Source organism: Vibrio sp. THAF64 (assembly GCF_009363455.1).
Lineage (GTDB): Bacteria > Pseudomonadota > Gammaproteobacteria > Enterobacterales > Vibrionaceae > Vibrio > Vibrio coralliilyticus.
On sequence record NZ_CP045355.1, the window covers coordinates 1,506,989 to 1,530,683 of the forward strand.

The 23,695-nt window shown below is 41.2% G+C and carries 33 protein-coding genes and 1 pseudogene; 31 read left to right on the plus strand and 3 right to left on the minus strand.

Annotated features, from left to right (window positions below):
- Positions 1–89 precede the first annotated feature (89 nt).
- The 23 genes and pseudogenes from FIU99_RS27320 to FIU99_RS07030 all read left to right on the plus strand — a co-directional run bounded on the left by FIU99_RS27320 (position 90) and on the right by FIU99_RS07030 (position 15,466).
- Positions 90–518: a hypothetical protein gene (locus FIU99_RS27320; protein WP_039951589.1), complete on the plus strand. Its 429-nt coding sequence runs from the start codon at positions 90–92 to the stop codon at positions 516–518.
- Between the two features lie 145 nt (positions 519–663).
- On the plus strand, positions 664–1,068 hold the full coding sequence (locus tag FIU99_RS06905) for a hypothetical protein (protein WP_006958829.1): 405 nt from the start codon (positions 664–666) through the stop codon (positions 1,066–1,068).
- A 2-nt stretch (positions 1,069–1,070) separates the two neighbouring features.
- Positions 1,071–1,304 carry a hypothetical protein gene (locus tag FIU99_RS06910; protein ID WP_006958828.1) on the plus strand — a complete coding sequence of 78 codons (234 nt, stop codon included), beginning with the start codon at positions 1,071–1,073 and terminating at the stop codon, positions 1,302–1,304.
- Positions 1,305–1,434: 130 nt separating this feature from the next.
- Complete coding sequence (locus FIU99_RS06920) at positions 1,435–1,755, plus strand: YrhB domain-containing protein (protein ID WP_039951587.1); 321 nt, start codon at positions 1,435–1,437, stop codon at positions 1,753–1,755.
- Between the two features lie 670 nt (positions 1,756–2,425).
- Positions 2,426–3,121 (plus strand): hypothetical protein, encoded by a 696-nt coding sequence (locus FIU99_RS06925; protein WP_006958826.1) that lies wholly within the window; start codon positions 2,426–2,428, stop codon positions 3,119–3,121.
- A gap of 146 nt (positions 3,122–3,267) precedes the next feature.
- A complete protein-coding gene (locus tag FIU99_RS06930) occupies positions 3,268–4,074 on the plus strand; it encodes a hypothetical protein (RefSeq protein WP_006958825.1) in 807 nt (268 codons plus the stop codon).
- Positions 4,075–4,219: 145 nt separating this feature from the next.
- Entirely contained in the window at positions 4,220–4,534 is a 315-nt protein-coding gene (locus FIU99_RS06935) for a hypothetical protein (RefSeq protein WP_039951583.1), read from the plus strand.
- 163 nt (positions 4,535–4,697) lie between these two features.
- The gene (locus tag FIU99_RS06940) at positions 4,698–5,159 is read left to right on the plus strand and encodes a hypothetical protein (RefSeq protein WP_157622134.1); all 462 of its coding nucleotides are present in this window, start codon (positions 4,698–4,700) and stop codon (positions 5,157–5,159) included.
- 110 nt (positions 5,160–5,269) lie between these two features.
- Positions 5,270–5,731, plus strand: coding sequence for a PH domain-containing protein (locus FIU99_RS06945; protein WP_172974059.1), 462 nt, complete (start codon positions 5,270–5,272; stop codon positions 5,729–5,731).
- Between the two features lie 114 nt (positions 5,732–5,845).
- Positions 5,846–6,370, plus strand: a complete 525-nt coding sequence (locus FIU99_RS06950; protein WP_045620441.1) for an SUKH-4 family immunity protein — start codon at positions 5,846–5,848, stop codon at positions 6,368–6,370.
- 151 nt (positions 6,371–6,521) lie between these two features.
- Positions 6,522–7,202, plus strand: coding sequence for a hypothetical protein (locus tag FIU99_RS06960; RefSeq protein ID WP_152472151.1), 681 nt, complete (start codon positions 6,522–6,524; stop codon positions 7,200–7,202).
- A gap of 2 nt (positions 7,203–7,204) precedes the next feature.
- Positions 7,205–7,855, plus strand: coding sequence for a bifunctional 2-polyprenyl-6-hydroxyphenol methylase/3-demethylubiquinol 3-O-methyltransferase UbiG (locus FIU99_RS06965; protein ID WP_134648432.1), 651 nt, complete (start codon positions 7,205–7,207; stop codon positions 7,853–7,855).
- Positions 7,856–7,990: 135 nt separating this feature from the next.
- Positions 7,991–8,644, plus strand: coding sequence for a hypothetical protein (locus FIU99_RS27490; protein WP_216651101.1), 654 nt, complete (start codon positions 7,991–7,993; stop codon positions 8,642–8,644).
- 186 nt (positions 8,645–8,830) lie between these two features.
- On the plus strand, positions 8,831–9,490 hold the full coding sequence (locus FIU99_RS06980; RefSeq protein ID WP_152472152.1) for a hypothetical protein: 660 nt from the start codon (positions 8,831–8,833) through the stop codon (positions 9,488–9,490).
- A gap of 142 nt (positions 9,491–9,632) precedes the next feature.
- On the plus strand, positions 9,633–10,085 hold the full coding sequence (locus tag FIU99_RS06990) for a GNAT family N-acetyltransferase (protein WP_043007706.1): 453 nt from the start codon (positions 9,633–9,635) through the stop codon (positions 10,083–10,085).
- 276 nt (positions 10,086–10,361) lie between these two features.
- Entirely contained in the window at positions 10,362–11,234 is an 873-nt protein-coding gene (locus tag FIU99_RS06995; protein ID WP_006961945.1) for a hypothetical protein, read from the plus strand.
- A gap of 129 nt (positions 11,235–11,363) precedes the next feature.
- Positions 11,364–11,624: a hypothetical protein gene (locus tag FIU99_RS07000; protein WP_006961946.1), complete on the plus strand. Its 261-nt coding sequence runs from the start codon at positions 11,364–11,366 to the stop codon at positions 11,622–11,624.
- 63 nt (positions 11,625–11,687) lie between these two features.
- A pseudogene (locus tag FIU99_RS07005) lies at positions 11,688–12,598 on the plus strand (IS5 family transposase).
- Positions 12,599–12,858: 260 nt separating this feature from the next.
- On the plus strand, positions 12,859–13,551 hold the full coding sequence (locus tag FIU99_RS07010) for an HAD-IA family hydrolase (RefSeq protein WP_006961952.1): 693 nt from the start codon (positions 12,859–12,861) through the stop codon (positions 13,549–13,551).
- A 105-nt stretch (positions 13,552–13,656) separates the two neighbouring features.
- The gene (locus FIU99_RS07015) at positions 13,657–13,878 is read left to right on the plus strand and encodes a VF530 family DNA-binding protein (protein ID WP_004400149.1); all 222 of its coding nucleotides are present in this window, start codon (positions 13,657–13,659) and stop codon (positions 13,876–13,878) included.
- 133 nt (positions 13,879–14,011) lie between these two features.
- Positions 14,012–14,341: a hypothetical protein gene (locus FIU99_RS07020; RefSeq protein ID WP_039952329.1), complete on the plus strand. Its 330-nt coding sequence runs from the start codon at positions 14,012–14,014 to the stop codon at positions 14,339–14,341.
- Positions 14,342–14,468: 127 nt separating this feature from the next.
- Entirely contained in the window at positions 14,469–14,900 is a 432-nt protein-coding gene (locus tag FIU99_RS07025; protein WP_006961959.1) for a GNAT family N-acetyltransferase, read from the plus strand.
- 101 nt (positions 14,901–15,001) lie between these two features.
- Positions 15,002–15,466: a GNAT family N-acetyltransferase gene (locus tag FIU99_RS07030; RefSeq protein ID WP_006961961.1), complete on the plus strand. Its 465-nt coding sequence runs from the start codon at positions 15,002–15,004 to the stop codon at positions 15,464–15,466.
- A 136-nt stretch (positions 15,467–15,602) separates the two neighbouring features.
- On the opposite strand, the gene FIU99_RS07035 is transcribed toward FIU99_RS07030, so the two are convergent.
- Both FIU99_RS07035 and FIU99_RS07040 read right to left on the minus strand, forming a co-directional pair.
- The gene (locus FIU99_RS07035) at positions 15,603–16,637 is read right to left on the minus strand and encodes a methionine synthase (RefSeq protein ID WP_006961962.1); all 1,035 of its coding nucleotides are present in this window, start codon (positions 16,635–16,637) and stop codon (positions 15,603–15,605) included.
- A gap of 28 nt (positions 16,638–16,665) precedes the next feature.
- Entirely contained in the window at positions 16,666–17,640 is a 975-nt protein-coding gene (locus FIU99_RS07040) for a DUF1852 domain-containing protein (RefSeq protein ID WP_006961963.1), read from the minus strand.
- Between the two features lie 326 nt (positions 17,641–17,966).
- Between FIU99_RS07040 and FIU99_RS07045 the strand changes: the two genes are divergently transcribed.
- From FIU99_RS07045 to FIU99_RS07065, 5 genes are all read left to right on the plus strand, one after another.
- Positions 17,967–18,776 carry a sulfite exporter TauE/SafE family protein gene (locus FIU99_RS07045; protein ID WP_006961964.1) on the plus strand — a complete coding sequence of 270 codons (810 nt, stop codon included), beginning with the start codon at positions 17,967–17,969 and terminating at the stop codon, positions 18,774–18,776.
- Positions 18,777–18,867: 91 nt separating this feature from the next.
- Positions 18,868–19,278 carry a GNAT family N-acetyltransferase gene (locus FIU99_RS07050; RefSeq protein WP_006961965.1) on the plus strand — a complete coding sequence of 137 codons (411 nt, stop codon included), beginning with the start codon at positions 18,868–18,870 and terminating at the stop codon, positions 19,276–19,278.
- A 110-nt stretch (positions 19,279–19,388) separates the two neighbouring features.
- Complete coding sequence (locus FIU99_RS07055) at positions 19,389–20,129, plus strand: SDR family NAD(P)-dependent oxidoreductase (RefSeq protein ID WP_006961966.1); 741 nt, start codon at positions 19,389–19,391, stop codon at positions 20,127–20,129.
- Between the two features lie 70 nt (positions 20,130–20,199).
- Entirely contained in the window at positions 20,200–20,604 is a 405-nt protein-coding gene (locus FIU99_RS07060; protein ID WP_029236151.1) for a DUF1801 domain-containing protein, read from the plus strand.
- Positions 20,605–20,705: 101 nt separating this feature from the next.
- Positions 20,706–21,041: a zinc ribbon domain-containing protein YjdM gene (locus tag FIU99_RS07065; protein WP_006961967.1), complete on the plus strand. Its 336-nt coding sequence runs from the start codon at positions 20,706–20,708 to the stop codon at positions 21,039–21,041.
- A 64-nt stretch (positions 21,042–21,105) separates the two neighbouring features.
- On the opposite strand, the gene FIU99_RS07070 is transcribed toward FIU99_RS07065, so the two are convergent.
- On the minus strand, positions 21,106–21,558 hold the full coding sequence (locus FIU99_RS07070) for a YkgB family protein (RefSeq protein ID WP_006961968.1): 453 nt from the start codon (positions 21,556–21,558) through the stop codon (positions 21,106–21,108).
- A 187-nt stretch (positions 21,559–21,745) separates the two neighbouring features.
- On the opposite strand from FIU99_RS07070, the gene FIU99_RS07075 reads away from it, so the two are divergent.
- The 3 genes from FIU99_RS07075 to FIU99_RS07085 all read left to right on the plus strand — a co-directional run bounded on the left by FIU99_RS07075 (position 21,746) and on the right by FIU99_RS07085 (position 23,688).
- Positions 21,746–22,171, plus strand: a complete 426-nt coding sequence (locus tag FIU99_RS07075) for a hypothetical protein (protein ID WP_006961969.1) — start codon at positions 21,746–21,748, stop codon at positions 22,169–22,171.
- A gap of 76 nt (positions 22,172–22,247) precedes the next feature.
- Complete coding sequence (locus FIU99_RS07080; protein WP_006961970.1) at positions 22,248–22,673, plus strand: GNAT family N-acetyltransferase; 426 nt, start codon at positions 22,248–22,250, stop codon at positions 22,671–22,673.
- Positions 22,674–22,926: 253 nt separating this feature from the next.
- A complete protein-coding gene (locus FIU99_RS07085; protein ID WP_006961971.1) occupies positions 22,927–23,688 on the plus strand; it encodes a hypothetical protein in 762 nt (253 codons plus the stop codon).
- Positions 23,689–23,695: the final 7 nt, after the last annotated feature.

Here is a 23,695-nt window from a genome sequence, read left to right on the forward strand (position 1 = left end):
ACTTCAAATTTAGTGTTTATGGCACAATGCCTTAGGTTTGGGTGGAGGCGTTGTTCACCCCTTAATTGGGCGTTATGTTTAGGAGTCATATGGACTGGAATCTTATCATTAGCACTACAAGTACATGTGTCATTATGTTCATTGTTTTGCAGCCAATTTATCATCATAAAAAAGCGCTTCAAGTGGTTGCAGGCTTACTATTTCTGTACTTCGGTTTAGGCGTCTACAATTTCAATTATGGTTATACCCGTGGTGACATTACGTCTTTCGCTATGTTTTCAGCTGCGCAGTTGAGTTTTTTAGCTCAACTACGCTATAGCCATCAAATCAAAGCTACACATGGCTTTTATCCACGATTGTACTACAGGCGCTTTCCCATAAAGGGAATCTACATAAAGCATCCAGATATCGACAGAGCTCATTCAGAACCAGATACAATAATGACAATGCTTGCCTTTCTAGGATTCGTTTTAGGCTTTTTAGTCGTACTGTTTATGGAAATAGCATCGAGGTCGTAAAAACATAACAAGCAATTTAAGAGGGATTCACAACGCTTGGCACTTTTGCTTCTACTTCAGCTTTAGTGTTTATGGCAAAATAATTTAGGTTTGGGTGGAGGCGTTGTTCACCCCTTAATTGGGCGTTATGTTTAGCGGAGGAACGATGCCTGAATATGCTTTATTAAATAATGTTGTCGACTATATGGAAGAGCATGGTCATACATATAAAACCGTTCATCTCGATATAGACGAAAAATTGGTTCAAGAGATTAACGCGGTTAACAAAGGTAAGTTCACTCTTGAACAACTAGAAAAAGCGGCGGACAAGTGCTTAGCGCATGAATGGCTTAAGCATGCGTTTTTAGGTGGTGGTAAGTACAACGGATTACAAATAACACCTAAAGGAATTGGTGTTGCTCGTTCTAAAAAGCGTTCGGATGAACTTAAGGCAAACAGGTCGTTTTTGAAGAAAACCTCAGATTACATAGAGGAACACAAGGGGCTTTTTGTTGTTCTAGGCTTTCTTCTAGCGCTAGCGACGCTTGGTCTTAAAGTGATGGAGTTTTAATAATGGATGACAGCAACTTTACTGTTGAACTTAAATGTCTGTTTTGTGACTGCCCATTAGAGGGGGAACCCGATCAGGAATTTTCTTCAGGGGACTTAATAAAATGTCAAAACTGTAACGAATTAAATGATTACGATGCGTTGTTAGACGTAGCGGCAGAAGAGGGACTGACAATAGTTCAAGCACACTTAGATGACCATTTAAAAAAGACATTTGGTAAGCTCTTTAAAAAATAAACATAACAAATTGTTCAAGAGGGATTCGCAACGCGTGGCATTTTTACTATGCGTTGGCTTTAGTGATTAGGGTGGCATGCGGTAGCATCGGTATTGCGTTGCTCACCCCTTAACAAGGCGTTAGGTGATTATGGAATATACAGAAGCAGTCAAGAAAGTAGAAAGTTATCTGAAGTGTGAAGAGACTAAAATGAACAGTTTTGGTTCAGCTTTACCCAACTATGTAAATCCTAATATTAGGTTAAAAATTCAAGACAATGAGACCGAAGAGTATGATTTTGGTTGGGTATTCTATTACAACACCGAAGAATTCATAAAAGCTGGCGACTTTAGAGAAGCACTTAGTGGAAATACTCCTCTAATTGTTAATAGATATACAGAGGAGCTAGTTATCACAGGCAATCATGAGGAAGTTGATTGTTACATTAAGAACCATGTAAAAACAAGGTAGGCACATTAATGAGGTGTAGAACTCACCTAACCAGGCGTTCAACAGGACAGCCAACGCTTGGCGGCTTAGACTCACAGTTTGGTTTTTGTGTTTATGCCACAATGGTCTAAGTTTTTGGCGGCGTTGCCTGCCCATTAACGCTGCGTTATGGTGCAGCAAGATTTAGTTCTTATTTGGCTTGTTGGTTCAGCGTTCGTTACGAGTTTCATGGTCATTCTCAAATCCCTGCTAGGTTCCAAACCTTTATCTCTGATGAAAAGCCGCTTTGAGTTTCTCAAGATGGCTAATCTGCCGTTTGCATCTGGTTCCCAAGTGAAACTGGTAAAGCGGCAATTAGCTGTTACTTGGCTTCAGTGGGGCGGCCCTTCTTTGTTCTAGCTGGCTGTATCGTTGTTGTTGGTTTTTTTCTTTGGACTTCATTGGGTTGCTGTATTCTGGTTTGTTGTGTTTATTGGTCCCAATGAGCCGATGCTTTGCTGTGAGTGTGTTGGTTGTCTTAGGTTTCCATAACCAAGCGTTTAATCGGACAACCAACGCTTGGCAGTTTTGGCTCACAGTTTAGTTTTTGTGTTTATGGCACAATGGCTTAAGTTGGTGGAAGCGTTGCTTGCCCATTAACGCGGCGTTATGACGATCAGCACGATAGGTTTCTTAGGAATTTAACTAATATATGAGTATTAAAATCAGCGACAATTTATTTACTGGCGTAGGGCTATCAACGGCAGTGGTAACTGCAATCATAGCGTTTTCCGCCACATTATATACGGATTCTCAAGTTAAGGAAGATAGAGTAAAATTTGAACTAGTTAATGATGGTCAGCAATATAGTGAACTAGCGGGCGATTTAAGCAAATTAACTGATGACTTTGTCGATTTTAAAGCGCAAGTTGACTCTACAATTAATCAATCAGAAAAGCAGCTTGCCAGTTTATCAGAGCAACAGCAAAATACACTTTTATTGTTCACTAGTCAGAAGTTAAATAGTGAATCAAAAACAGATTTAATAGAAGTTGTACAGGAGCGAGTCGAAGAAAGCATAGCCGAAAACCTTGAGCTAGATATAATGGACAACCGTATAGAGTTAATAGAAACGGCACTAGTTGCAACACCAGAAAAGGTCTTGAAGTTGCCATTACTTGCTAAGGATCTTGGTGTATTGAGTAAAGAGGTCAACAAGCTAGAGCAAAGTATCAGCGAGCTCGATGGGAAAGTTGAGAAAGTCAAAGAGTACGAGCTTCATATAAAAGTTCTAGAGTCCCAGTTATCTGATATGAAAACATGGGGTGTAAGTATGCTCGGTGGCTTATTTATTTCTATTGTTAGTATTGGTCTCGGCAATATTATGAATGCGAGAAAATCGTCATAACAAGCAATTTAAGAGGGATTCACAACGCTTGGCACTTTTGCTTTTACTTCAAATTTAGTGTTTATGACGCAATCTTTTAGGTTGGGTGGTAGCGTTGTTCACCCCTTAATTGGGCGTTAAATTCTTTTACGGACGGGGAGAGTTAAATGAATCCTTGGAATCTTGATCCTGTATTTAAAAATTATTGTTCGATGTATAGAGAGGCTACTGAGAGTGACAGGGCTCCTCATGAAGAAAGTATGCTTCACCATGTGACATCTGCTGTGTATTTTTCAATTGCGTGTATTGAAGCTTTCCTCAATCACTTGAAAACAGAAGAGTTGCGTGAGTCACATACAGAGGATAGCGAAATATTACGCTTGATAAAGAGTACGAAATTTAGCCAAAAGCTACAAAATTGGCCTAAAGATTCTTTAGGAAGTGATAGTAGTTTGAAGTATTCGCCGGGAGTCATGAAGCACATCAACCTCTTTTATGATGTTCGCTGTGGCTTAATACATCCTAAGTTAACTCAAACAGATGAATATGAAACACTTGAAGCATTAACTGGCTCAAAGATCATTGAAGTGACGGCTAGTTTCTTATCTGAAGTTTGGTCGAAAAAAGATAAACCGTTTCCTTATTGGCTGCTAGGGTGGAATTTTGTTAACCCCAGAAGTAATTCGCAAGAAATTATAAAGTTACCAAATGATCAGTTTTTATACTCTCTATGCGCGTTAGATATACAAGTTCCAGTTATATCGCCTCGTTCGGATAAATGGATGCAGACCAATATGAAAGGCTCAAAGTGTTGGAAAGAACTTCATAAAACTCTGAAAAATAAAACATACTGCGAAAAACAAGTAATACCAGTCGATGGTGACTACTTTTTTTCATTGAAACCGCGTCTTTGTAAAGAATGGTGGGTACCAAAGCATGTTGAAGTCTGTGGGACTCCATCAGAACGAATTTAACAAAGCGTTTAAGACGGATTCCCAACGCTTGGTATTTTCGGTTTGATTCAGCTTTAGTGTTTACGGCACAATGGTTTAGGTCAGGTGGTAGCGTTGCTCACCACTTAACGCGGCGTTAGGTGTTTTTACATAAGGGGCCAATACAATGGAAGTCAAAGTTTGGACGAGTGGTAAGCCCAATTATGAGACAGGTGCAGGTTTAGGAGTTCGTATTGCTCGGGTGGATCGAGATTCCAACTTTTCTCAATCGCAGCCAAACATAAGGTTGCTAATAGATGATGAATTAGTTGAGATAGAGCTTACTCCTAGCTTTTGGAGAAAGTGCCATGAAATTAGGCATCGAGAGATAGGCAAGTGGATCGTATATCATGGTCTTCACAAAGCACCCAAAGGTCATCCTAATAAACTTTTACTAGAACGCACAATGCCTAACGAGTACAAGCTTTGCCAGCGTAAATAAAGGCTCCACACCTAACCAAGCATTTAAGAGGGATTCTCAACGCTTGGCATTTCAGCTTCTACTTCAATTTAAGTGTTTATGGCACAATATGTTAAGTCGGGTGGCTGCGTTGTTCACCCCTTAATGCGGCGTTAGGGCTATTGAGGGAAAAATGGCGAGAATTATGGTGAAATTTTTAGTGTTGGTGTCTTCAGTTGTTTCATTTGCATCTGTTTGCAATGAAATTGATGATTTTCAAGCTCACGCTTTGAGTGAAATTAGTCACTTTTACGGAAAAGTTGAAGCTAGTAACCTAAAGCTAGTCAGCACTATAAGGGTGAATAACGTGGTTCATAACCCGAATGAACTAGATCGTTATATTCAATTGTCTTTTTATGACATAGTTGATCTAGTTGATAGTAAAGACTCCGAAATTGCGCACATAGAGAAAGCTCTTGGGAAACCTTTTTGGGCTATCAATAATTATACAGCTACATACAGAATGACTGACACAGAGAGTTTACTCGCTCCAGAACACAGTTTTTATAGTGTGGGCTACGGTCAGGTCATGCTGTCTGGGCAGTTAAAAACGCAGTTAAAGCCATTGATGCCCTCAATTAATGTTGATGGCCCCAGTCGAGATTAGCCCTAACAAAGCATTTAAGAGTGATTCGCAACGCTTGGCAGTTTCGCTTCGCTCAAGTATAGCCAAGCGCTGCTCACACCTTAATGCGGCGTTATATGTGTTGGAGGACTATGCGCAAACTAAAAACGTCTCATAAACTAAGGGCATTAGAGGCTTCAATTGAGACAATTTCGAAGTTGTTAGCAATCTATTTGGTGTACCTCGTTTTTAATTGGTTGGTCGGAACTTTATTGGGGAAAAACTTAGCGGAAGATACTTTATTGAGTTTGCTGCTTCTTCCTGCTCTTTATGTTTTGAGAGATGCAGACCATATAGTTGACCCTTTTACCGTTAGGGTAACCTTGTTTTCCGACAAAATATCAGTAATCCGTGGTGTCTCGCCACGAGTTAATGACACTCTTGAATATCAAAGTGTTGAAAACATAGAAATAATCACACCAATATTAGGTTGGTTGTGTGGCTACGCGACGGTTAGGCTCTACTCTCCAGGGGGCAGTGTGGAAATCCCTTACGTCTACAGAGCAGAAAAAGTTGTCCGTATAGTAGAGAAACTTAAGAAAAAAAACATATAACAAAGCATTTAAGAGTGATTCGCAACGCTTGGCAGTTTCGCTTCGCTCAAGTATAGCCAAGCGCCGCTCACACCTTAATGCGGCGTTATGCGTTTCAAGAGTGGATTAGGTCAAATGGAAGTATCTCGTTTTTCAAATAGCATCCTAAAATTGCAGGATGTACCGACTAAGACTTCTAAATATTTAGTGGAAGTCGGTTTGCCTAACTGGTGTGCACCTCATTTGTATTTCGGTGATTTTGACGAGGAATATTTGCCTCAGCTTAAGAGTTGGTGTTGGGCTTGTGATTGGCCTGAAGGTTACGACTCAGCGGTATCTAAATACCCTAAGGCACGCGTTTTAGGGTCAGCTATGGGTAACGAACCGATAATTCTTCTCCCGAACAACCCTAGAGTATTTATCTTTGATAACAAAGGTTGTGAATTGTTATTTTTAAACTCTGACGTTCAATCACTGTCTAGGGTTATCGCGAAATTTGACAGTATAATAGAGACTGCTGTGTCCGAAGACCAAGACGCCTTTATTAACAAAACTATACCGCGGACGTTGATTAACAGTTTTCTCGATCAAATCAGAGGTATCGAACTAAATAGCACTGTATGGTCTAGTTGGGCTGAAGCATGTGGAAAAAACGCATAACAAACTGTTTAAGAGTGATTCGCAACGCGTGGCATTTTTACTATGCGTTGGTTTTAGTGCTTAAGGCGGTATGCGGCGGCTTTTGTATTGCGTTGCTCACACCTTAACAGGGCGTTAACTGCACGGAACAACTTGAGTATGGAGGAATAAAATGTTCGCGATTAAATCGCCTAGTAATTACAATGAAATGTTAGCCAAACTAAATAAGTCAACGTTCTTTACCACTTTGTTCTTTATGGTAGCTATGCGTATTTTTGACTACGTTCCTCTGGTTCTTGTCCCCAAAGAGTTAGTCCCCCCAATAGCTGGAGCAAAAGATATTATTTCTTGGGCTATATCATTTGGTGTAATTCCACTTTTGTCGGCGTGGTTTGCTTACTTATTGAGCCATAGTTTTGAAATACACAACAAAGCAGCTAAATTACTTCAAATTCGTTATGCATGGGAGCGATTTTATATAGTCAAGCCCATGGCTGAAATAGCTGGCTCGCCTATCGGATTGAATAAAGAGTCTGTGAACAAAGTAATGCACGAGCTCTACTATCCAGAAGTAAAGAAGATAGACTCGCATTATGTATATCTTTTTTGGCGATATGCGCAAACCTTCTGGGTGATGTTTGAGCATCTACTTGTCGTAATTTCATTCATGATCATAATGCTTCTATGGGGTAGTGAGCAGTCTTTGAAATGGCTGGTCTACTACTTCCTCATTGTGCTTACAGCAACTCTTGTCCAGTTCTTATTTGTAACTGCACCAAAATCTACAGACCAAGTTAAACAGATTCCTCAAGGAACAATTTCTCGATATTTTAGAACGGAATTTTCTAATTAGATATGCACTATATTTTAAATGGTATAACAATTAAGTCTGAGAATGCTGCAAAACCAGAAACTCAGGCATCCAAAGCTGTGGTCAACTATTTGCTAGATAAAAAAGGCATAGAACGCATCTTGGACTTTGGGTGCGGAAAGTTGAGGTATTCTGAAACGCTAAACAAAATAGGAGTTTCTGTCACATATGTTGATTCGCGAGTTCAGTTAACTCGGTTACAAACAATCAAAGGTACTAAAACAAATGTAGTAAAGTACGTGGCTGACAATTATCAAGGAGCGCTAGTAGTACCTTTCGAAGAGATAGATAACCACAAAGAAAAATACCAACTTATTACGTGTACTAATGTCATTTCTGCCATTCCGTGTGAGGAAACTTTGAAGAAGGTGTTAGCAAAGATCAATGACCTACTAGATAGTGATGGTTGTGCTGTGTTTGTTAACCAGCACAGAAATAGTTACTTTAAACGGTTCCTAAGTGGTCAAAAAAGGCTTTTTGGGCATATATATAAAGGTAAGCGAGGTTACTCGTACTACGGAATTATAACCCCTGATGTAATGACTAAATTGCTTGAATGCAATGGATATAAGGTTTTAAAGTCTTGGACTGTGGGAGAAAGTAACTTTGTTGAGGCATCGAGAGAGTGCAGTTAACAATCTGTTTAAGAGTGATTCGCAACGCGCGGCATTTTTACTATGCGTTGGTTTTAGTGGTTAAGGTAGTATGCAGCAGCATCGGTATTGCGTTGCTCACACCTTAACAGGGCGTTAACTGCAAGGAGTGTACATTTGAGTGATGTAGTCAAATATTTTAAAGAGATTGATCCTGCGTTTATGTGGTTGTTTGGTTTGACGATTGTGGTTTTACCTATCCTTAGATTCGTTATAAGTCATCTCACCCAGAAGCATACTATTAAGCAAAAGAATTTAGAGTTACTCTTATCTGCATATAAGACAGAGTCAATGACTAAATGTGACGAGTTCGTTATTGAACATATTATTTCAGGTATATACAAAAGGCAGCTTTCTTTTCCTACGATTCAAGCATTGCTATCTAGTCGCTCTCCAATCGATAGCTTTGAAATTTACAAAAGAGTTAAAAACTATGTAAAAATGACTAACAATAAAAAGTCATTTAGGTTAAAGAAGAAATACGGTGTTATCAAAATCTGTGGCTATAAATTAGGTTATTGGGTTTCTGTTCGAGAATTTATCTATTATTTCGTTTCAATGATGATTTCATTTGGTCTTTCCGTAGTTGCTTACAATATGGCTCTTGGTTTGAAGGGAACGCTCTTGGAAAACATCCCAACCTTAATGGTAATTGTATTTATCTTATTAATTGTAGTTGTTTTGGTAGGAATCGGATTGCATTTTTTGAAAGTTCAAGGAAGCATTAGAAGTGTGAAGTATTTTTTGAGATTGCAGTTAACAAATTGTTAAAGAGGGATTCGCAACGCGTGGCATTTTCACTATGCCTTGGTTTTAGTGTTTAAGGTGGTTTGCGGTTGCTTCTGTATTGCGTTGCTCACCCCTTAACAAGGCGTTAGGCCTCCGAGCCTCTCCCAATTTGGGAAATGATAAATATTTGATATGCTACTGGCTATTGTATCTAAATGAATGAACACTATGAATAAACTATTAACAGAGTGCTTTTATTTCTCCAAATCTAATGTCGGCTCTATTTTTAAACTTTTCGGGCCTTATGTGATTGTCACGTCATTGCTTAGCCCTTTTGTAGAGTTGTTTTATGGTTGGGGCAACCTTTTTTTCCTTGTGGTAATAAGTTTTATTCACACTTATTTAATGGTTCGTTTCATCAAGTTTATGGCTTTTGCTACTTCCGGTTATCCTAAAGAGCAAACGGTTTCTTTGAATGAGTGGTGGCGGTTATTAGTTGTATACTTCTTCTATGGTGTAGCTGTTTTAGTTGGGTTTATAGCGCTTATCGTACCGGGTTTATATTTTGCAGCTAAATATGGGTTTGCAGACTTTGAGGCGATTTTAAACGACAAACCTACATTTTCGGCATTGGGCGAAAGTTGGAAAGATACGAAAGGTATAGCTGGTAGGTTAATGATGGTTACTGCATTGATTGGCGGCTCACAAATATTCTTAGGTTTCGCATTTGGTCTTGTTGGTGATTCTACGACGTTACTATACATAGTATCCGAAATTTTGTATGGGCTTATTTCGACTAGCTTAATGATATTCATGTCTGTTGTTTACTTTAGGTTGTATACAGAAGATCGCACGGAGCAAGAAGCATCATTGGAAAGCGAGGCCTAACAAATTGCTTAAGAGTGATTCGTAACGCGTGGCACTTTTACTATGCAGTGGGTTATGGTGGTTAAGGCGCCGTGCAGTAGCTTTTGTATTGTGTTACTCACACCTTAGCAAGGCGTTATGTTTTCGGAGGGAAATTGTCACTATGAGCATAGAGCTAAGAAGAATTGACCATGATAACTTCTATGAAATCTGCCAGTTACAAGTCGCTAAAAATCAATTAAATCATGTTGATAGCAATGCTATTTCATTGGCTGAAGCGAACTTTATGGATTTTCCTTGGTTTCGTGGCATCTATGCCGAAGATAAGCCAGTAGGTTTTATCTTGGTAAACGCAGACATTTACGCAGATAAATTTTTCCTTTGGCGATTCATGCTAGATCAGACACAACAATCAAAAGGTTATGGTCGTAGAGCCATCGAGTTGTTAAGTTCAGAGTTGCTTAACGAGTTTGGAGCATCGGATCTTTATACAAGTGTTGTAGATAGCACAGGTAGTCCAAAAGATTTCTACTTGAATTGTGGTTTTATACCTACTGGAAACTTAGTCGCAGGGAGGGAAATAGAGTTAAGCAGAACTCTTAAGCCCCAAACATAACAAGCAATTTAAGAGGGATTCACAACGCTCTTTTGTCTTTAGACCCGTACGATGAACTATCTAATGTTCCAGACTATGAGAATGATTGCTCTTGGTTTGAGGCTTTATCTCTTGAACGCATAGTGAGATAAAGCTAACAAAGCGTTCAAGACGGATTCACAACGCTTGGCAGTTTTGTTTTTAATCGACTTTAGTGTTTACGGCACAATGGGTTAGGTTGGGTGGTCGCGTTGTTCACCACTTAACGCAGCGTTAGGCTAATAAGGAGAAGATCAGTTGATATTCGGAGAAATTGAGTCATTTGTATCTTTAATGGAAAGGGTTATTAAGCCTTTCAAAAAGAGTGACAAAACACCTCAGAAGCTTTTATCTACTCGTCTAGTTAGCGTTTTTGAAGCTCATGGAGTCCATAGAAATCAAATTCCTAATGTCATCGGGCATGGTTTAACACTCCATGATGTTAGTAGTGACGAACGTCTTCTTGAAAAGCTAAACAACGAAATTCTCGTTTCTACAAGTAATCTCTTCGGTATAAACCGAGGTTGGTTAGATGGTTCATCAGAAGAGGTTTACTCAACCTACAACTTTTATAAGTACCCGCAGAAATTTAGTGATTTTCTCTCTGGACTAATAGCAAAATCTGGAAGTGATAACCTTGATGGAGTGTTACTCACTGTCGATAAAATCGACCGAGGAACAGAGTCTGTCCTCATTCTGCAAGAGACTCTAGGCCATATTAATAATAAGCCTTACTTTCGTTACTACCTTTGTAGTGGTTGGGTATTCTCCTATTGGAAGTCGCGTGGTTATATAGCTGCAAGTGTTGCGATCTGTTGGAAAAATCAGGTTTATGTTCGTGGGTTATATCTAGATGCATCAACGGTCAACCGTTATGCTAGTGGGGAATCTTTATTAAACTTTGGTCAAGACGGAATCCATTTTCCTAATGGTGTTCGATGGTATGCGGAAGACCTAGCTGAAGTTCCAGAAGTGTATTTGAAAAATCTTGATCCAGAAGAAAACAAGTTTGGTCTAGATGCTGCATTATCTTTATGGTTTCAACTAAACAATCAAGGTTTCTTAGACACTGGTTACTCGGACGGCACGGCTTTTAAAAAGTTTAATGATGCTCGTGAAAAATTAGCCTAACAAAGCATTTAAGAGTGATTCGCAACGCTTGGCGTTTTCGCTTTGCTCAAGTATAGCCAAGTGTCGCTCACACCTTAGTGCGGCGTTATGTACAAATGGTGAATGAGTCACCCATTACTAAGTAGTTGTATGAAAGAGAAATGTATCAGCGTCGATATTTTAATCGATGAATATATGAAAAATTCTAGGTTGATAAACCAAAGCAATGGAGCACTTCTCGGGTGTAGTAAAGGTTTCTCAGGTGGAAACTTAAAAGCTAATTTAATTATCGCTAGAGAAGAGCACAAAAACTATTGTCTGACACTCGAAGAACTTGATGCTGGATTTGTGGGAGATCTCGAGCCCTATTCACACGGTGACTTAGACCTCCTTGGTGGCTTTGTTTCCTAATTCAATGGAACTAAACGTTAACTCTGGGATCTGATCTGGGAAGTCCACTACCTAGCTCACAATATGTCTAAGCCCAAGTATAGAGCGAAAAACTGGCCACAATACAATCAATCACTTATCAATAGAGGTTCTCTTACATTCTGGATTGATGAGACTGCAATCAAGCAATGGAATCACCAAACTAAGCAACCTAAGCGAGGAAGACCTCGGTTATTTAGTGATATCGCCATTACGACGGCATTGATGATGAAGCGCGTATTCTCAATGCCCTTGAGGGCATTGCAAGGTTTCATCAACTCAGTATTTCAGCTGGCTAAAGTACCACTTGTTTGCCCTCACTACACTTGCATCAGCAAACGAGCAAAGTCCGTTGATGTCTCTTTTAGAGCTAAAACGAGAGGCATCATCAAACATTTGGCCATTGATGCTACTGGGCTAAAAGAATGGAAAGTTAAGAAACACGGTACTGACGGCAAACGCAGGACGTGGCGCAAACTCCACTTAGCAGTTGATGCAGATACCCATGACATTGTTGCGGCTGAGTTGAGCCTATCCAATGTCACTGATGCTGAAGTTCTTCCTACATTACTCAAGCAAACCTACCGAAAGATAATCGAAATATCGGCAGGCGGTGCTTATGACACACGAGATTGTTACAACGCAATTCGTGTAAAACAAGCGGTACCCCTTATCCCCCCCCCAGAACTAATGCCGCTTACTGGGAAAGGTATCACCCACGTAATCTTGCCGTTGCGTGTCAGGAGCTATATGGCTCCAACAAATATTGGAAAAAGAAGTATGGCTACCACAAGCGTTCGCTGTCAGAGACAGCGATGCATCGATTTAAAAAACTATTGGGTAACTCTTTGAGTTTAAGGTGTTACAACGCTCAAGTAGGTGAAGCATACGCAATGGTCAAAACGTTGAACAAGATGACCGAGCTTGGTATGCCTAAAACAATTTTAATAAAATAACGTTACTACCCACGGGTAGCTCTGCAATCGCTCGGAAGAATTAGGAAACAAAGCCGTTCAATCGTTAAATACAGGGCATTACTCATTAAGTCTTGGTTAGAGTACCAACGCGATAGTTCATATAACGAGCGCTTTTAGCGTGATTCCACATTCGGCACTCTGAGTCCTAGGTTGAGTTTTGTGATTGTGACACAATGAACTTGGTTAAGTGGACGCGTGGTTAACACCGTTACGCTGCATTAGGTAACTAAGAGTGATATATGATTAAGTGCATCATTTTCGATTGTGACGGTACGTTGGTTGATAGCGAGTATCTGTGCAACTTAGCGATGGAGGGTGAGCTAAAAGCTATCGGACTATCGCTAAGCGCCGAGTATTTGGTGTCTCGGTTCCGAGGAATGAAACTCGACACTATTTTATCAATGATAGAGCAGGAATATTTGGTTACGCTTCCGCCTGACTTCGTCTATAAGTACAGACAACGAGTGAATGACCTTTTTCTAAGTGAGTTACAGCCTTGCTGCGGTGTCCATACTACTCTCGGCGAAATTGACTTGCCAATGTGTGTGGCATCCTCAGGGCCGACCCAAAAAATTGAGACTGCACTGTCGATCACTCAACTAGCCAAGTACTTTGAGCGTAATATTTTTAGCGCCTACGACATTGGTAAATGGAAGCCCGAGCCAGACTTATTCCTGCACGCTGCCAATAGCATGGGCTTTGAGCCAACTAATTGTGCTGTGGTCGAGGATAGCTTGGTCGGAATAGAAGCCGCGATTAGTGCTGGTATGTTACCTATTTTCTACGATCCAAGCGGAACAATGGGGTGTTTGGATGGGGTACTTAAAATACGCTGCATGTCTGAATTGGTTGGCATCGTTAAGGGAATTCGAACACACCTCTTTGAACAAAGAGAGAATTTAACGCACATTGTGCAGCGAATAAGCATTTAGAGTGAATTGCAGCTGGCAGAAGCCTATATTGTAGGAAACTGAAAAACAGTTAGCCTTAATCTGGTAGACTCTGCCCTAGATACTTGCAGTCAGGAATTTCCACAAATGAGCCAAGAACAACCCAATAACCCCTTGCACGGTTTGACCCTTGAAAAAATCCTTGTACGTTTACAAGAACACTACGGATGGGAAGGGTTAGATGCAGAAATCCAAATCAATTGTTTCTACAACAATCCTTCCATTAAATCGTCTTTAAAGTTTTTGCGCCGCACTCAGTGGGCGAGAGATAAGGTCGAAGCGTTGTATATTGAGACTTTCTGCAAGTAGCTAGAATAACAAAGCCTTTCAGAGTGGTTCTTGCTGTTAGCTGTTTCGATGTCTTCCTGAGGCTACGGTTTAGTTATGGGACCAGCTTTGAGCACGGCTCAATAAAGCGGCAAGCATTTTATGAGAAGTAAGAATGAGAAAGACAGATAAGAAGCGAGATAACGCCATTAGAATCGCCCTAACCGAGGCATGTGATGTGGCACAAGAGGAATCCGAAGGATTCATGTGGTTAACACACCTAGTGAACTATGATGCTTTCCCCGGATCTCTGTCGGTGATTTGTGTTTACGATACTGATGCAAACCTAGCCAAAGCCGACCTCGACGACATGTGCTTTCTTATCAAGAAGAAGCTGGCATCAATCGATATCAACCTCAAAGATATACGACGACATGTTCGTTTTGACACCGAAGAAAAGTGCAAGCATGAAAACAATGGTAAATGGCAAGAACGCCTTAAGTAGCCTTGGTATCGTAGCGGCTTAATCGCTCGCAAAAACAGCTACTGAAAGTGGTGTAGTGCAATGGTTGGGTGTAGATAACGAATATTGCTTAGCTATTAACATGTCTAGCCGATTTGATGGAGAAAATATGGAAGTCCAGTTTCTAGAGAAAAACGCCGATTACACATCAGTGCTTGAGGTGCTGATGCAACTTCGCCCCAATTACCAATTAGATTCCTTATCGGCACAAATCGATAAACAGCAACTGAATGGCTATCAGGTTGTATATGTGAAGTCACCTGAAGGGGTACTTGCTGTCGCGGGATTTAGTGTGGGAGAAAAGCTTGCATGGGGTAAGCATATCTACATTGAAGACTTAGTAACAAACTCTCAATTTCGCTCACGTGGAGTTGGTAAACTCCTAATCAATTGGTTTAAGTCGTACGCAATTGAACACGGTTGTGAGCAAATTCATCTAGATTCGGGTGTTCAACGTTTCCCTGCACATAAGTTTTATCTGCGTGAAGGGTTTAATATCGCAAGTCATCACTTTTCAATCGTCGGTGTTTCGAACAGTTAACGAGGGTTGTATGAAGAGCTCTTGACGCTTTTGAGTATGGGCAATGTTGCTCTGTTTAACTCTTAAATCAGCATTACACGAAAGGCAGCAGGGAGGAGTGGATGTTAACCATTAGAAAAGCGATTGAGTCTGATACACAGGTGATCTTTGACCTCCGTAAGCGAGCTATTGTTGAAAAATGTTCTGGCTCTTATTCTGAAGAGCAGCTCTCTCTATGGACTCAAGGGAAGGTATCCGAAGGATTTACCCAAGATGTTGTCAGTACCTTTTATGTTTCAGAAATAGATGGTCAAGTCATCGGAAGCGGTAAACTTAATACCGAAACAGGTATGGTTGACGCTATTTTTGTCGAACCAGATTTCTTTGGGCGAGGGGCTGCGAAACAAATGCTGGCTTTTCTGGAAGAGCTAGCTAAGCAACATGGTTTACAAACGTTAAAGTTGGATTCAACTTTAAATGCCGCGCCTTTTTATCGCTCGTGTGGGTTTGTTGGAGATAGTCTCTCAACTTATCATTCTCCAAGAGGTATTAGCTTGGATTGTATTCCAATGGAAAAGCAACTTTAAGAATGTATTTTCAGAATTCTCGGCAATAATTGATCTTGGGATTGACCCCAACACTCTAAAATAGCGGCTTAGCAACGACGTAAGGTGGCATCAATTGCCACCTTATTTTGTGATTTGAGAACGGTCCTTACCGCTTCTAGCTCGCGCCAGCGAGTTCTTTCCGGATTATCTCTGCGCCAGCTGCTAAGGCATTGAGCTTGCCGCGTGATACATCACGGGGCAGAGGGGCCATACCACAGTTGGTACAAGGGTAAAGTTTGTCGGGGTCGACGTACTGTAACGCCTTTCGTAACGTATCTGCGACTTCTTCCGGTGTCTCGATAGCATTGGTCGCAACATCTATAGCGCCCACCATGACCTTTTTGCCTCGGATGAGTTCCAGTAGCTCAATTGGTACGCGAGAGTTATGACATTCCAGCGAGATAATGTCGATGTTGGATTGCTGTAGTTTAGGGAAGACCTCTTCATATTGTCTCCACTCTGAGCCCAGCGTTTTCTTCCAGTCTGTATTGGCCTTAATACCGTAGCCGTAACAGATATGGACCGCCGTCTCACACTTTAGACCTTCGATGGCTCTTTCTAGGCATGCGATGCCCCAGTCGTTAACATCATCGAAAAAAACGTTAAAGGCAGGCTCATCAAATTGGATAATATCCACTCCAGCAGCTTCGAGCTCCTTGGCTTCTTGGTTCAGTATTTTGGCAAATTCCCATGCGAGCTTTTCGCGGCTTTTGTAGTGATCATCGTAAAGCGTGTCAATCATCGTCATTGGGCCAGGTAGCGCCCATTTTATCGGTTGATCAGTTTGCTGGCGTAAGAATTTCGCATCTTCAACAAATACAGGCTTTTGGCGACTGACGGGGCCAACAACAGTTGGCACGCTTGCGTCGTATCGATCTCGTATCTTAACCGTTTGGCGGTTTTCAAAATCCACGCCGCTCAGGTGTTCAATAAAAGTAGTAACGAAGTGCTGACGTGTTTGCTCACCATCGCTGACGATATCCACACCGGCATGCTGTTGTTCTTGCAATGACAGGCGTAGGGCATCGTGTTTACCATCCGTCAGCTCATCACCTTGTAGCTTCCAAGATGACCAAAGTGTTTCGGGCTGTGCTAGCCAAGAAGGTTTTGGCAGGCTCCCCGCCGTTGAAGTTGGTAATAGTGTTTTCATAATAAGTGCTTTTTGTTTTCGTTAGTTGTTAAGCGTAATTTGCGGACCACTGTTCAAGAACGGTCTGGTATGGTTTGATGAAGTGCTCTTCAGCAAACTTCCCTTGCTCAATAGCTAGGCGGCTACGCTCTTCGCGGTCATAAACAATTTGCGTTAATGAATGATCACTATTTTTCAAACTTGGCTGATAAGAGGTACCTGCTGCAGCGTTCGCGTTATAGATTTCCGGGCGATAGATTTTTTGGAACGTTTCCATCGTGCTGATCGTACTAATCAGCTCCAAGTTGGTGTAATCGTTGAGTAAATCGCCAAAGAAATAAAATGCGAAAGGTGCAACACTGTTTGGCGGCATAAAGTAACGAACTTGTAGCCCCATTTTCTGGAAATACTGCTCGGTGAGAGATGACTCATTCGGCTGGTACTCAAAACCTAATACCGGGTGTTGATTTTCAGTTCGGTGATACGTTTTGTTATCCGAAACACTCAAACAAATAACTGGTGGCTTTTTAAAGTTTTGCTTATATGTTTCTGAGCTGACGAAGTGCTTAAATAGTTTGCCGTGCAGTTCACCGAAATTGTCCGGAATACTAAATTGAGGTTTGTCTTTATTATGATCAAGTAGAAGTACACTGAAATCATAATCTCGTACATAAGACGAAAAATTATTTCCTACAATACCTTCAATGCGTTCATTGGTTTTACGGTCGACGATGTAGGTTTTTAGTACTTCAATCGAAGGGAAGCTCTCACCGCCAGCATCAATATCCATATCAACGGATACGATTTCCAGTTCTACAGAATAACGATCGCCGTTCGGGTTGTCCCAATGTGCTAATGCATTGAAATTGTTATCAATCATCTGTAGTGCATTGCGTAGGTTTTGTTGTCGACTTTCGCCTCTGGCTAGGTTGGCAAAATTGGTCGTAATACGCGTGCTGTCAGCAGGGCGATAGTTCTCATCGAGGCTAAGGCTCTTGATAGTAAATGTGAAGTCTGTATTCATGGTGATCTGTTATCCTATTTCCTAAGATGAAAGCTGAATCATTCCTTGCTCTTCTGGATTTCTTTTTGTTTTTGATAATCCCAGACCTGAGCCACCACTGCTTTTTCCATTTAACCTCAGAGATCTGAATAAAATGAGCTGTAGTTAAGAGCAGAGATTTATTTATAGCGTTGATCGACACATAAATAACAATGGATTTACTTCACTTTCAACATGAAGAGATTTCATGTTTCATTATTTATGAAAGAGATATATTAGTGTGCTTCATGGGAACATGAAGAATTTTTATAACACAATATTTCCAACAAAATGAAAAGGAGAAATGAGTGAGTGAGCTGGTGTTGTTGATCATATATTGCGCACTATTAGGCAGTGGTGTTGGTTTCTTAGCTGGGTTGTTGGGCATTGGCGGTGGGCTAGTCATTGTTCCGATACTCAGCATTATTTTGCTCCACTTTGGTGTGTTACCGAGTGAGCAAGTAGTGATTGCAGCGATTGCTACCTCATTGGCGTCTATTTTGTTTACTTCAACTTCTTCAGCCATTGCTCATCATAAAAACGGTAATGTGCCGTGGAATCTCGCACCATGGATAATGACAGGCGTTGCGCTAGGTGCATTGATTAGCGGTTTCATGGCGGCGTTGCTGCCCGAGCAAGTGGTTCGGGCTGTGTTTGCAGTCAGCGTTATTCTTATCGCACTGAAAATGATCTTCAGTAGCAAAAATGATTCAGAGAACGATCGAAAAATGCCAAGCAAACCTTTCCTCACTGTGCTGACAACGATTACTGGTGGGTTGTCGGCAATGATAGGCATTGGTGGCGGCGCACTTTTGGTTCCTTTACTAACGTTTTTCTCCGTTGATATGAAAAAAGCAATTGGATGTGCCTCTGCTTGTGGCATTGTGATCGCATTGTTTGGCTCCATTGGCTATATCAGTTCAGGTAGCGGTCACTATGCGTTATCCGATGGCTTTGCCGGATTTGTTTATTTACCTGCTTTACTAGGCATTGTGAGTACGTCTTGGTTTACAGCGCCTCTAGGTGCTAAGGCGACACACTCTTTACCAGTCCCTACGATTAAGAAGATCTTTGCAGCACTCTTACTGGTCATGGCTGCCAATATGGTGATCAATTAAGCCAGCACAATAGATTGGTATGGGTACTGTTTTTTTATACAGTGATTTGGTGTATGCTCCGTCAGATAGATGATGATAGGAGCAGAATTGAATGGAATATGTCGTTGTACAAAGTGTGCCTAGCCCTGAAGCCTATTGTGCTTTGCGTGTCACCGCGGGGTTGTCGCCTAAGTCTCTTGAAGCCGCCAAAATAGGGTTACCAAACTCACTTTATGGCGTTTCAGTTATGGATGGAGATAAGTTAATTGCGATGGGGCGCGTCGTGGGTGATGGAGGGTGTAATTTTGAAATTGTTGATATTGCAGTTGACCCTGATTACCAAGGCAAAGGACTTGGGAGAAAGGTTATGGAACACATAGATGGCTACCTATCTTCCGTAGCATTGGCTGGCTCATATGTATCAATGATTGCGGATGAGCCTGTTTTTTATGAAAAGCTGGGCTATCGTTTGGTTGCTCCAGCCAGTCAAGGTATGACGAAAAAATTTAAGCCCTCCATTTAATTTCGTATTAAAGTGAAAGGGTTAATGGTTACAGCCATGCACGGCATAAGTGAGTGGAACATGCTTTAGCGTCAGGCGAAAGGGTCGGGGTGATATGAAAGGAATCAGCAATGAAAACAGTCTTGATCACAGGTGGTAGCAAGGGTATCGGTTTGGAAGCGGTTAAATTGTACGCTTCAAAAGGAGAGCAGGTGATCACGTGTGCTCGGACTATGGAAACTTGGGACGACGTCATTGCGACGAATCCAGAGTTATCTAGTGTGGATTTTCAAGTGGTAGATATATCTGATCGTGATCAGGTTGAGGCACTGTTTGATTACCTGACTTCAGAGTATGGAAAGCTTGATATCGCGATCAATAATGCGTCTCCAAAACTAGAATCAAATGGCCAGTTTTCTGAGGTTGACTCTGATGAACTCTATAAAACCCTAGTTAATGATTTATGGTCGCATACTTTGTGTCTGAAGCACGAGTTATTGCTCATGTCTGAAGGCGCATCGATTGTTAATATCAGTTCCATCAATGGTATTCGCCCGACGCCTAATGCTTCAATGTACAGTGCGACAAAACATGGTTTGGAAGGTTTGACTCGTTCGGTTGCTCTGGAGGCGATTAAAGATGGAATAAGGGTTAATTCTGTTGCACCTGGCGTCACTTGGACACCAAGATGGGAAGAGCGTCAAGCGTCTGTTAACCCTAATATTCGCTCTGAAGTTGAGTCTGTAGTGCCTATTGGCCGCTTCGCTGAGCCTGCGGAAATTGTGAACGCGATTGAGTGGTTGTGCTCAGATCAAGCAAGTTATGTCGTCGGTCATACTTTAGTGGTCGATGGTGGCTTGTCTCAGAGTTAAGCGCGCAGATGCTTACTCTGAGGAATAAGTGATATCTAAGCTAGCCACTAATAGTCTTAAAAGGTGTGTGATGGAACCGTCAATGCAAGTGCATTTCAACCAATACCCAAATGAGGCGCGAACTAAGCTTTTGAATCTGAGAACGATGATTTTTCAGTTAGCTGAAGAATTGAGCTTAGGTGTGGTGAGTGAATCATTAAAATGGGGTGAACCGAGCTTCAGTGTTAAGTCGGGAAGCCCTGTCCGAATCGATTGGAAATCAAACACTCCGGATCAGTATTATTTGTTCTTTCATTGTCAGACTAAGCTGGTGGACACTTTTCGAGAACTCTATGGTGATGTATTGGATTTTCAAGGTAACAGGGCGATTGTCCTTGAGTTATCAAAGCCGTTACCTAAAAACGCTATCAGGCATTGTCTCATTATGAGCATGACGTACCACAAGATAAAACATCTACCTTTGCTGGGCGCATAAATGATTCCCCAAATCGCGTTCTAGTTTTTATATCTAATGGCTCGCACAGGGCTTTTAAGCGCAGTATCATATGGTAATCAATCTAAACAAGTAGTGAATATATGTCTTTCCCACCGTGTCCAAACTGTCAGTCTGAATATGTATACCAAGACCAGAGTCATCTGGTTTGCCCAGAGTGTGCGTATGAGTGGAATCCCGATGAAGCACTTGAAGCCGAAACCCCCAACGTTAAAGACGCTAACGGAACGCTGCTAGCAGAAGGGGATAAAGTGACTTTGGCAAAAGATCTTAAGGTTAAAGGTAGCTCCTTGATCTTAAAAATAGGCACGAAAGCTGTGATCAGAAGAATTGTTGACGGCAAAGACCATCAGTTGGATTGTAAAGTTGATGGTGCAGGTGAAATGATGGTAACGGCACAATTTGTTAAGAAAGCTTAATGGTGCCAATTAACTTGAGTGTTCTTACTACAAGGGCTCTCTGTATATGCGAGCCCTTGCTCGTTTATGCTTGAACTAAAGGTTTGTTACGTTCGATGACGCTAATTGAAATTGCCAAAAACAGGATATCTTTCACTAAAAAGAAATTGGTCACGAGAATGCCATCGGATACTTTCCAAGTATTTGGCGTCGTTAGAAGAAAGCTGAGTGTCGCCACAAAAATGACAGCGGCTGCTATTCCGGAAACATACGCGATTTTTGCATTTTTGAAGCCAGCAATCAGGCCAATAGCCACGATGATCTCGGTGGCACCGATAAGATTCGAAACCGCTTGTACAGAGATGATGTCATAAAGCCAACTCATCGCTGGATGGTTGACCACCAAAGGCTCAATCAACTTAGCTTCTGTCGGGGTAAACTTGTAAATACCAATCCAAGCCAACACTAATGCGACGCCAATAACGCCAAGATTGTAACCAATATGACTTTGTTTTAATTCTTTATTTTCTACATGCATGATAGGACTCCAAAATAACAATGCGTGGATATGACCGAGCATCTGTAGAGAAAATTTCGCCGAAGTGGAACTCACCCGTTTTTAATTCAGATTAGGTTCATCAACAATCCGTTACTTTATTGTTGTTTGCAGTCGAGTATCACTGTTTTAAGATCCCCCTGTAACTGAAGATTTTTGAAGGTAAGACATGAAGAAAACGCTGATAGTAATAATGATGCTGGGTGCTTTAGCCGGATGTGATGATGCAACTAAAGCTATCGATCAGGCGCAAGAGGCTGCGAATAAAGCAGTGGACAACATTCAGCAGCAAGTCGAGTCTTTCGACTTAGAGCAGTTCAATCTGGATCAATTTGGTGACGCAACAGAGTCAGCAAAGGCAATGGCGGCGTCTGTCGAAGAAGCATTGACGGTCGACTTCAGCAACCCAGAAGCGTTGGTTGAAGCGAAAGAACATATTGCGAATGCATACAGCTGTTTAGTTGAAGCATCATCGGAGTCTACAGCCTCCGAGCTGATGGATAAATTGCTGTCGTCAGTCAATAGCGAAGATGCTGTATCCTTGATTGAAAAAGGCATAGAGCAAGCGAAAACAGCTCAACAATGTGTGATGTAACAAATAAACTGAGTAGGCGCGGTTAGGAAACTGTGCCTACTCTTTGTATATATGCCATGGGGATTGGAGAGAATGTTTGGTAGACCCTATCTTAATTGAACCGTATCAAGACGCGTTTCTTCCGGCACTTCGAAACCTTTATCTTAAATCACGAAAAGCCAGTTTTATTTGGTTAGATACAGCTGGCTATGATTTGTCAGACTTTGACAGCGATGTTGAAGGAGAGCAAATCTGGGTCGCAATCATTGGAGAAGACATCGCAGGTTTTATTTCAATCTGGGAACCAGAAAACTTTATTCACCACCTCTACGTTTCACCAGAGCATATCCGAAAAGGTGTCGGCTACCATCTACTACAACTGGCTAAAGCCCGTTACTCTACACTCAGCCTAAAATGCATGTCACACAATGAGCCTGCGCTGCAATTTTATCAGTCTCAAGGGTTTACCCGTCATTCAAAAGCCGAAGATTCTCTTGGGGAATACTACCTACTTACTTTGTAGTAATTGCGGGACAACTCTATGATTTCTTATTAAGTTAAGCCTTTTCGAAAATACGAATTTACCTATTTGCTCAAATAGATAACTTGAGACTCAAGCCAACAATTCAATATAACTATTTGTAGATAAGTGTTTAGTTGCATGTGAGTATTTAGTAAGGGCATACACGCGGAATGCTAAAAAAGATCTGAGTTTTTAAACCTCATGATACGGTCAGATGTTTAACATATAAAATCGATGGATATTAAGTGAAAAAATGGACGATTTTTATCTTACAGAAAAATGGCTAGCTTCCTATATTGAAGCCTCATGGATAGACAAGTGTTTAGACACAAAAGTTAACAGGCCTAAAAGTCAAAATGTACCTACACAATTCATTCATTCGAATTACAGTGTTCAGGCTGCACAAGCCATCGCCAAACAATTATCGGAGCATCATATAAAGCCAGAAAGCCTACTGGAAGTTGGGCCTGCGTGCGGAAGAGCAAATTACGAGCTTGTTTCATCATGTGAAGAGTTAAAGCGAGTCTATGTTGTAGAGCCTTCTCGTCGTTTACTTGATGCTTTTACGGAGATCCTGCTCACGCCAGGGGTTAGTCGATTTAGGGCGTTTGAGGGTGAAGATGTTGACTTGGAGCTTGATACAAACTCTTTATCCAATAAGTATTTACCACTGGTTGTTGAAACCTTTAACACCCCAGCTTCTGATGAGTTAACTATCCCTCAATGTGATTTAGTGGTCTGCCTAAATGTGCTTGACCAATGTGAATCCCCCAAACAAGTGGTGGACTATTTGATGTCGCGAGTCTCTATTGGCGGTGTGCTGGCTCTGTCATGTACTTATCAATGGAGTGATAAACATCTAAAAGTGCCTTCGGGACGCATTAATGACATTAATGAGTACTTCGACCGAACGTGGCAAAAGCTCGATGATCAAGAATTTGAATACCGTTTTAGAGTCAATGAACGTTACTCAATGTTATTTTTGTCGCATACCGTCATTTATCAACGGTTATAAACGTAAT

Excerpts from the sequence above, each read along its gene's own strand:
- FIU99_RS27320 (WP_039951589.1), top strand. The coding sequence starts at position 90 with ATGGACTGGAATCTTATCATTAGCACTACAAGTACATGTGTCATTATG.
- FIU99_RS06905 (WP_006958829.1), top strand. The coding sequence starts at position 664 with ATGCCTGAATATGCTTTATTAAATAATGTTGTCGACTATATGGAAGAG.
- FIU99_RS06910 (WP_006958828.1), top strand. The coding sequence starts at position 1,071 with ATGGATGACAGCAACTTTACTGTTGAACTTAAATGTCTGTTTTGTGAC.
- FIU99_RS06920 (WP_039951587.1), top strand. The coding sequence starts at position 1,435 with ATGGAATATACAGAAGCAGTCAAGAAAGTAGAAAGTTATCTGAAGTGT.
- FIU99_RS06925 (WP_006958826.1), top strand. The coding sequence starts at position 2,426 with ATGAGTATTAAAATCAGCGACAATTTATTTACTGGCGTAGGGCTATCA.
- FIU99_RS06930 (WP_006958825.1), top strand. The coding sequence starts at position 3,268 with ATGAATCCTTGGAATCTTGATCCTGTATTTAAAAATTATTGTTCGATG.
- FIU99_RS06935 (WP_039951583.1), top strand. The coding sequence starts at position 4,220 with ATGGAAGTCAAAGTTTGGACGAGTGGTAAGCCCAATTATGAGACAGGT.
- FIU99_RS06940 (WP_157622134.1), top strand. The coding sequence starts at position 4,698 with ATGGTGAAATTTTTAGTGTTGGTGTCTTCAGTTGTTTCATTTGCATCT.
- FIU99_RS06945 (WP_172974059.1), top strand. The coding sequence starts at position 5,270 with ATGCGCAAACTAAAAACGTCTCATAAACTAAGGGCATTAGAGGCTTCA.
- FIU99_RS06950 (WP_045620441.1), top strand. The coding sequence starts at position 5,846 with ATGGAAGTATCTCGTTTTTCAAATAGCATCCTAAAATTGCAGGATGTA.
- FIU99_RS06960 (WP_152472151.1), top strand. The coding sequence starts at position 6,522 with ATGTTCGCGATTAAATCGCCTAGTAATTACAATGAAATGTTAGCCAAA.
- FIU99_RS06965 (WP_134648432.1), top strand. The coding sequence starts at position 7,205 with ATGCACTATATTTTAAATGGTATAACAATTAAGTCTGAGAATGCTGCA.
- FIU99_RS06980 (WP_152472152.1), top strand. The coding sequence starts at position 8,831 with ATGAATAAACTATTAACAGAGTGCTTTTATTTCTCCAAATCTAATGTC.
- FIU99_RS06990 (WP_043007706.1), top strand. The coding sequence starts at position 9,633 with ATGAGCATAGAGCTAAGAAGAATTGACCATGATAACTTCTATGAAATC.
- FIU99_RS07000 (WP_006961946.1), top strand. The coding sequence starts at position 11,364 with ATGAAAGAGAAATGTATCAGCGTCGATATTTTAATCGATGAATATATG.
- FIU99_RS07010 (WP_006961952.1), top strand. The coding sequence starts at position 12,859 with ATGATTAAGTGCATCATTTTCGATTGTGACGGTACGTTGGTTGATAGC.
- FIU99_RS07015 (WP_004400149.1), top strand. The coding sequence starts at position 13,657 with ATGAGCCAAGAACAACCCAATAACCCCTTGCACGGTTTGACCCTTGAA.
- FIU99_RS07020 (WP_039952329.1), top strand. The coding sequence starts at position 14,012 with ATGAGAAAGACAGATAAGAAGCGAGATAACGCCATTAGAATCGCCCTA.
- FIU99_RS07025 (WP_006961959.1), top strand. The coding sequence starts at position 14,469 with ATGGAAGTCCAGTTTCTAGAGAAAAACGCCGATTACACATCAGTGCTT.
- FIU99_RS07030 (WP_006961961.1), top strand. The coding sequence starts at position 15,002 with ATGTTAACCATTAGAAAAGCGATTGAGTCTGATACACAGGTGATCTTT.
- FIU99_RS07035 (WP_006961962.1), bottom strand. The coding sequence starts at position 16,637 with ATGAAAACACTATTACCAACTTCAACGGCGGGGAGCCTGCCAAAACCT.
- FIU99_RS07040 (WP_006961963.1), bottom strand. The coding sequence starts at position 17,640 with ATGAATACAGACTTCACATTTACTATCAAGAGCCTTAGCCTCGATGAG.
- FIU99_RS07050 (WP_006961965.1), top strand. The coding sequence starts at position 18,868 with ATGGAATATGTCGTTGTACAAAGTGTGCCTAGCCCTGAAGCCTATTGT.
- FIU99_RS07055 (WP_006961966.1), top strand. The coding sequence starts at position 19,389 with ATGAAAACAGTCTTGATCACAGGTGGTAGCAAGGGTATCGGTTTGGAA.
- FIU99_RS07060 (WP_029236151.1), top strand. The coding sequence starts at position 20,200 with ATGGAACCGTCAATGCAAGTGCATTTCAACCAATACCCAAATGAGGCG.
- FIU99_RS07065 (WP_006961967.1), top strand. The coding sequence starts at position 20,706 with ATGTCTTTCCCACCGTGTCCAAACTGTCAGTCTGAATATGTATACCAA.
- FIU99_RS07070 (WP_006961968.1), bottom strand. The coding sequence starts at position 21,558 with ATGCATGTAGAAAATAAAGAATTAAAACAAAGTCATATTGGTTACAAT.
- FIU99_RS07075 (WP_006961969.1), top strand. The coding sequence starts at position 21,746 with ATGAAGAAAACGCTGATAGTAATAATGATGCTGGGTGCTTTAGCCGGA.
- FIU99_RS07085 (WP_006961971.1), top strand. The coding sequence starts at position 22,927 with ATGGACGATTTTTATCTTACAGAAAAATGGCTAGCTTCCTATATTGAA.